Source organism: Candidatus Eisenbacteria bacterium, assembly GCA_016867495.1.
In the GTDB taxonomy this organism is placed as follows: domain Bacteria; phylum Eisenbacteria; class RBG-16-71-46; order CAIMUX01; family VGJL01; genus VGJL01.
The window spans coordinates 1-6,835 of the sequence record VGJL01000136.1; the positions used below are offsets into that span (position 1 = coordinate 1).

Annotated in this window: 6 protein-coding genes; all 6 read right to left on the minus strand. The window is 68.1% G+C overall.

Annotated elements, in window-relative coordinates:
• On the minus strand, positions 1 to 1,302 hold a 1,302-nt coding region (locus FJY88_10590; GenBank protein ID MBM3287780.1), incomplete at its 3' end, for a hypothetical protein.
• Positions 1,302 to 3,245 (minus strand): hypothetical protein, encoded by a 1,944-nt coding sequence (locus tag FJY88_10595; GenBank protein MBM3287781.1) that lies wholly within the window; start codon positions 3,243 to 3,245, stop codon positions 1,302 to 1,304. The genes FJY88_10590 and FJY88_10595, both read right to left, overlap by 1 nt.
• 12 nt (positions 3,246 to 3,257) lie before the next feature.
• A complete protein-coding gene (locus FJY88_10600; GenBank protein ID MBM3287782.1) occupies positions 3,258 to 4,427 on the minus strand; it encodes a 1-deoxy-D-xylulose-5-phosphate reductoisomerase in 1,170 nt (389 codons plus the stop codon).
• A gap of 6 nt (positions 4,428 to 4,433) precedes the next feature.
• On the minus strand, positions 4,434 to 5,243 hold the full coding sequence (locus FJY88_10605) for a hypothetical protein (protein ID MBM3287783.1): 810 nt from the start codon (positions 5,241 to 5,243) through the stop codon (positions 4,434 to 4,436).
• Positions 5,240 to 6,013: an isoprenyl transferase gene (locus FJY88_10610; GenBank protein MBM3287784.1), complete on the minus strand. Its 774-nt coding sequence runs from the start codon at positions 6,011 to 6,013 to the stop codon at positions 5,240 to 5,242. Before FJY88_10610 ends, FJY88_10605 begins: the two co-directional genes overlap by 4 nt.
• Before the next feature lie 62 nt (positions 6,014 to 6,075).
• A complete protein-coding gene (locus FJY88_10615; protein MBM3287785.1) occupies positions 6,076 to 6,630 on the minus strand; it encodes a ribosome recycling factor in 555 nt (184 codons plus the stop codon).
• Positions 6,631 to 6,835 lie beyond the last annotated feature (205 nt).

Consider the following 6,835-nt stretch of genomic DNA (forward strand, 5'->3'; position numbering starts at 1 on the left):
GACGCGCAGGCTGTCGAGGCGGACGACCCGGCTCGCAAGCTCTCCTTCCAGCGCGATCGGCTCGATGCGCGAACCGAGCCCCTCGAACCATGCGTCGAGCAGTCGCGCGGACGCCTGCGGCCCATCCGCGGCGGCCACAAAGGCGCCCTCGAGCCTTCCCCCCGCGCGCGCCCGAGGCAGGCCGGGCGATAGGACGGCCAGCGCCGGATCTCCAAGGCTTAGGTCCGCGATGTCGAGCCTTCCCCTCCCCTCGCCCTTGCGCGCGAGAAACCGCCCCTCGCCCGCAAGCCTCCCGGCCCTGTGCCGCAGCGATAGATCCTCGACCGCGAGGGTCTCGCCGGAGAGGATCGCGAGAAGCCCGAAGCGACCGAGAGGCGCGCCCAGGAGAAGCCCCGCGAGGTCGACCCGAGCCGTCAGGGCGTGCGGCCCGAGGTCGGCGCGGATCATCCCGCTCAGCGTATCCTCTTCCGCCCACGGGAACCCGATCTTCGAGAGCGGCGCAATCTCCATCGGCCTCAGGTGGTCGATGCCAAAGGTCGCGGTCCCCCGCATGCGATCGCCGGGCTCCCGGGGAAACGAGATGTCGGCCTCGAGCGAGGAACTCAGCCCGCGCGAGCCGAGAAGGGCCCCCCGGATGCTGAACTCTCCGGGCAGCATCCCCTCGATCGAACCGTCCTCGATGGAAACAGCGACCGACTCGGGTTCATGCGCGGCCCTGATGGAGCGAAGGCGCGAACGGACCCTCCCCTTGTCGTGCTCAAGCTGGGCGAGGGCAAGGCTCCCCACCAGGAAGAGGTCCTCGCCCCTGCGGACCGAGATGTCGTTGACCGCGAGGGAATCGAGCCGAAGCCACGGCAGGCCCCCGGAGCCCCCGCTCTCTCCCCGGGCGGCCGTCCTGCTTCCCCCGAAGGAAGGAGGCGATGATCCGAGGTCGATGACCAGGGAGTCCAGGACCATCAGGTCCGCCCAGAGCCGCCGGCGAAGCAGGTTGCCCGCCTTCCAGCGGACGGTGAAGGAGCGGAGCGCGAGCCACTCCGCAGCGGCGTCATCCGAGGCGAGCCGGATCCCCCGCAGCTCGATCCCGGTCGGATCGAATCGATCCACATGGTCGATGCGCAGATGCCATTGCGCCGGCAGGAGCCCTCGGTGCAGGCTCCCCTCGAGGAGCCAGTCACGCACATCGCGATTGCGCACGAGCATGAACGGCAAAACGAGGAAGGTGAAGAGCAGGCACGCGATCGCGCCCGCCCAGGCCAGTGCCCGGAGCGGGGCGACGCTCCTGCTCCTCGCGCCGCCAGCCATCAGAACGCCTGTCCCAGACTCAAGTGGACCTCTCCTGGGTTTTCTCCCGCGAGACGACCGCCGCCCAGCTTGAGCCCGTAATCGAAGCGGAAGGGCCCCACGGGAGTCGCGATCCTGAGGCCGAGGCCCGCCCCGTAGCGGACGCTCAGCGGGCCTTTCTCATCCTTCTCGAAGCCTCGGCGGAACCGATCGAGGTTGATCTCTTCCACATCGGCCCAGACGTTGCCGCCATCGAGAAAGGCGGCTCCCGAGATCAGCCAGATCAGCGGGAAGCGGATCTCGACGTTTCCGAGGAAGAGAGCGCTTCCGCCGATCGCGCCCCCCCCGTCCCCGACGCGGCCGAGGGAGTATTCCTTGTAGCCCCTGACTGTCGTCCCCCCTCCGAGCCGAAACCTCTCCTCGAAGGGGACTCTCTCGACCAGTAGCCCCTCCTCCCCCACAGCCCCGGAACCGACCGGGACGATGAGACCGATTCGCGTCCGGGTCGCCAGGACGACCTTCCCCCGCAGGGGCAAGTACCATGAGCCGGTCGCCGTCCATCGGCTGAACTCGGTCCTGCCGCCGAGCAGGCCGCCCGCGTACTCCGCCAGGAGCTGCGTGTAGGAACCGCGCCTCGCGTCGAGGATGTTGTCGCGCCTCTCTTCCTCTATGAAGGACGAGACGTTCCTTGTGACATACGTCCTGCCCGAGGCGCTGGGGTCTCCCGTGCGCACCCACTTGTTCGTGATCCCCAGTCCTAGGCTCGAGTGGCGGCCGATCCCCCGCCGGACGATCTCCTCCAGGCCAGTGATGTCCTGGTCGAAGGTCTTCAGCTCCTCGAAGGCGTGATAGAGCGTCGACTGGCTCTTCATGCGAGTCCCGAAGAGCCAGGGCTCCGTGTAACGGACGCGCCCCAGGGCCGATTGCAGAGGCAGCCCGCGGCCCCTGAGATTCGGATCGAGCGAGAGGGCGACATCGGCGTTCGCCTCGAGCCTTCTTGCCCGCCCCGAGATGTTCCGGTTGCCCCACTCGGCGAGGAACCGCAGACGGTCGTCGGAACTGTATCCGGCGCCGAATCCATACCAGCCGCTGCTGCGCGGATGGGCGCTGATCCGCAGGTCGGCGACGGGAAGGCCCGTCGTGTCCGCGACCGGCATGACGCGGACGGTCCGGAAGATCCCCGTCTCGTAGATCTGCTCCTGGCTTCGCAGGACCTTGGAGGTCCGGACCGTTTCGCCGCGCTTCAGGACGATTTCCCGGCGGACGACGCGTTCGCGTGTCGGGCCGGCGCCGTACGTCGTGTCGATCACGGCCTCCCGCATGGCGTAGATCGGTCCCTCCTTGACCCGGAAGATCACGCGGGCGCTGTCGCCCCGCAGAAGCAGATCTCCGCGCACCCGCGCGCGGAGAAATCCTCCCTCGCCGTAGTAGGCCCCGAGGCGCGACTCGGCCTCCCTCACGCGCGCCGAGGAGAGGGGCTTCCCGGGGCGGAGACCGATCCTAGAGATCGCCTCGCGCACGGAGACCTGTTCGACTCCCTCGAAGGAGACGGAGCTCACGCGGTAGCGCGGCCCCTCCTCGAGCGTGATCTCGATCGCGACGCGCTCTCCATCGCCCCGCGAGCGCACCTCCGCGTCCTTGATCGCGGCGAGGGGAAACCCCTTGTCCTTGTAGAGGTCCAGGATCCGGTACAGATCGATCGCGAGGTAGTCGGGCCCGAGATACGGACACTTGCGCAGCGGATTCCACCAGACCGGCTGCCTCAATCGCATCGCTGATCGAAGGGCGCGGTCGCTGATCTGCTCATTGCCCCGAAAGCGGATCGCCTCGATCCTCTGTTCCCCGGACGGCCCGGCGCCCGCTCGCGGGGCGAGGAGTAGTGCGCAGGCGAGGAGTAGTGCGCAGGTGGGGAGGATCCCGCCCCGAAAGCACGGGCGCGCCCTCCGTGGACGCATCGTCTCCATCGCGCCCCGCTCCTACCCCACGCTCGCCAGGGCCCGCGCGCGCAGGCGGGCGGCGCGATCGGCGTCGCGCACCGAATCGATGTCGGTCGCCGGACCGAACCGGTGCTCGTCCATGAGCCGCCTCAGGTGGCGGGCGATGTCCGGGAAGCGGATCCTTCCGACCAGGAACTCCTCCACGAGCACCTCGTCGGCGGCGTTGAGAACGGCCGGAGCGGTACCGCCGGTCGCCAGGGCCTCCCGCGCCAGCGCGAGACAGGGGTAGCGGTCCTGGTCGACCTGCTCGAAGGTGAGGCCCTCGATCGAAGTCAGATCGCAGCTGGGAATCCCGGACGGGGGGCGTTCGGGATGGCAGAGCGCCGTCTGGATCGGAAGCCGCATGTCAGCCACAGAGAGCTGCGCGATGAGGGAGCCGTCCTGCCATTCGACCAGGGCATGCACGACGCTCTGGGGGTGGACCCAGACATCGATCCGCTCACCGGGGAGATCGAAGAGCCAGCGCGCTTCATGGATCTCGAAGCCCTTGTTGAGAAGGGTGGCGGAATCGACCGTGATGCGGGCTCCCATCTTCCAGGTCGGATGCTTCATGGCATCATCGGCTGTCGCCCGCTCGATCCTCTCCCGCGGCCAGGTCCTGAAGGGTCCGCCGGAGGCGGTCAGGATCAATCTTCTGGCTGAGGCCGCGCTCCGGCCATCGAGACACTGCAGCAGGGCGCTGTGCTCGCTGTCGATCGGAACGATGCGACCCTTGCCCTCATGGATGGCCGCTCTCACCAGCTCGCCGCCCACCACGAGCGACTCCTTGTTGGCGAGCGCGAGGATGCGCCCCGCGCGAAGAGCGGCGAGGCTCGGTTCGAGGCCGGCCGACCCGACGAGAGCGTTCACCACGAGATCCGCGTCGCAGCGGGCGATCTGTACGATGCCGCCGCGGCCGGCGAGGATCTCGCCTTCCCATGCCCCGGCGACCCGCTCGCGCAGCGACTCCACAGCGAGCGGATCTGCGATCGCCACCAGATCGGGCCTGTGTCGGAGGGTCTGCTCCGCAAGCAGCCCCGCGTTGCGCCAGGCCGCGAGCCCGACCAGGCGGAAGCGATCGGAAAGTCGCTCGATGACCTCGAGCGCGAGGCGTCCGATCGTCCCCGTCGATCCGAGGACCACGACTTGGCGGCGCCCTGCAGTGTCCATGCCGGATCAGGATCCCCCAGCCGTCCAGCGAAGCCAATAGTAGAGAACCGGCAGCGCGAGGAGCAGGCTGTCGATCCGATCCAGAACCCCTCCGTGGCCGGGGATCAAGCCGCCTGAGTCTTTCTGGCCCGAGTCTCTCTTCATCATCGACTCGGCGAGGTCCCCGAGCTGTCCCAGGGTCCCGGCCAGGAATCCGGCCGCCAGCCCCTCCGCGGCCGAGAGCCACGGCGCCCAGCCGCGCAGAGCCCATCCGAGGGCGACCGAGGCGAGCAGTCCCCCGACCGCCCCCTCCCATGTCTTGCGGGGACTCACCCTCCGCCAGAGAGAGTGGCGCCCCAGCAGCTTTCCCGCACCGTAGGCCCCCGTGTCGCAGCCGAGCACGAGCGCCAAGCCGTAGTAGACCGGCCAGGGCGTGAATCCCCCCGGTTCGCCGAGGGTCGAGAGGGCCAGGGCGTAGGAAGGGAGGAATCCGAGATAGACGCCCCCGGCCAGCGCTGCCGGGAATCCCAGCAGCATCCCGCCCCCGCGGGGAAGCTGCCCCAGGATCGCAATCAGGGTGACGAGAAGCAACGCGGCCGAGTCCCCGATGGGAAGGACTCCCCCCCTCGATAGAAGGAAGAGCCCAGCGCATCCGGCTATGACCGGGCGCCGGACATTCACGCCCAGGCGCCGCAGGAGGGAGGCCAGCTCGCCCGATCCGACGAGAGCGATCCCCGCGAGGAGGATCAGAAGGGTGGCGCGGCCAAGGGCGATCGCCGCGACCACGAGCGGCAGGAGGACGGCCGCCGCGAGCAGGCGCTTGGCGAATGATGTCATGACCTGGCGATGGCGCGGGCCGGATCGACACGGCCGAATCTGCGGTCGCGTCCCTGGTAGGCGATGATCGCTTCCTCGAGGTGCTGGCGCCGGAAGTCGGGCCAAAGGACGTCGGTGACGTAGATCTCGGAGTAGGCCAGTTGCCAGAGGAGGAAGTTCGACAGGCGCAGCTCTCCACTCGTGCGGATCAGGAGGTCGGGAAAGGGCGTCCCGGCCGTATAGAGATAGTTGGAGAAGACGGCTTCGTCGATCGCGTCGCTCGAGAGACGGCCCTCCTCGATCTCCCTTGCGATGCGACGGGTCGCGTCGACGATCTCGGCCCGGCCGCCGTAGCTCAAGGCGAGGAAGAGCCGAAGGCCCGTGTTCTCCTTCAGCCGATCGATCGCCCGGTCAAGCTCCCCATGGACCGCTCGCGGAAGGTCTTCGAGCCTCCCCAACGCGCCGAGGCGGACGTTCTTCCGGTGCAGCTCGTCGACTTCCTCGCGCAGCACCTGCCCGAGGAAGCTCATCAGGGCTGTGACCTCTCGCTTCGGGCGGTTCCAGTTCTCGATGGAGAAGGTGTAGAGGGTCAGGTACTCGATGCCGAGATCGGAACACCCCTCGACGGCCTCCCGGACCGCCTTGCGCCCCGCCTGATGTCCCGCGATCCGCGGAAGGCCCTGGCGCGTGGCCCAGCGTCCATTGCCGTCCATGATGATCGCCAGGTGGCGGGGGAGGTTGCCGCGCGAGCGGATCAGCTCGCGCCGGCGGGACGAGGAATCGGATTCCATCGATTCACCCACTCGGCTGCTGGCCCATGCAGATCCAGATCCGGGCGCCAACCCGGGGAGGCTCAGACCTCCAGGATCTCCTTCTCCTTGCGATGGAGCACGTCGTCGATGCCCTCGACAAAACGGTCGGTGAGCTTCTGGATTTCCGAGGATCCCCTGTGGGCCTCGTCCTCGCTCACCTTCCCGTCCTTCTGCATCGCCTTGACCTCCTCGTTGGCGTCGCGGCGGATATTGCGGATCGCGACCCTCGTCTCCTCACCGAGCTTGCGAACCCGCTTGACGAACTCGTTGCGGCGCTCCTCCGTGAGCGCGGGGATCGGCACACGGATCAGCTCCCCTTCGTCCGATGGATTGAGACCCAGGTCGGCCTTCTGGATCGCCTTGAGAGTCGGCACCAGGAGGGCCTTGTCCCAGGGCTGGACAACCAGCAGCCTCGGCTGCGGGGCCGATACGGAGGCGACCTGCGAGAGCGGCATCATCGAGCCGTAGGCCTCGACGCGCACCGAGTCCAGGAGGTTCGGAGTCGCCTTCCCGGTTCGGATGGTCATCAGTTCGGCCTTCAGCGCGTCGATCGACTTCTGCATCCGCCGTTCGGTCTCGGCGACCTTCTCCTTCATCGTTCTGACCTCCTATTGAACGACTGTTCCGATCGCTTCCCCCACAACGACGCGGCGCAGGTTGCCCGGGACACGGACATTGAACACCACGATCGGGAGATGGTTCTCAAGGCAGAAGGTGATCGCGGTCATGTCCATCACCCGCAGGCCGCGGTCCAGGACATCCTGGTAGCTCAACCGGGGAAGATGCGCCGCATCCGGCTGC

What these genes read in the sequence shown, in the direction of transcription:
- FJY88_10595 (MBM3287781.1), bottom strand. Translation starts at nt 3,245, where the DNA reads ATGGAGACGATGCGTCCACGGAGGGCGCGCCCGTGCTTTCGGGGCGGG.
- FJY88_10600 (MBM3287782.1), bottom strand. Translation starts at nt 4,427, where the DNA reads ATGGACACTGCAGGGCGCCGCCAAGTCGTGGTCCTCGGATCGACGGGG.
- FJY88_10605 (MBM3287783.1), bottom strand. Translation starts at nt 5,243, where the DNA reads ATGACATCATTCGCCAAGCGCCTGCTCGCGGCGGCCGTCCTCCTGCCG.
- FJY88_10610 (MBM3287784.1), bottom strand. Translation starts at nt 6,013, where the DNA reads ATGGAATCCGATTCCTCGTCCCGCCGGCGCGAGCTGATCCGCTCGCGC.
- FJY88_10615 (MBM3287785.1), bottom strand. Translation starts at nt 6,630, where the DNA reads ATGAAGGAGAAGGTCGCCGAGACCGAACGGCGGATGCAGAAGTCGATC.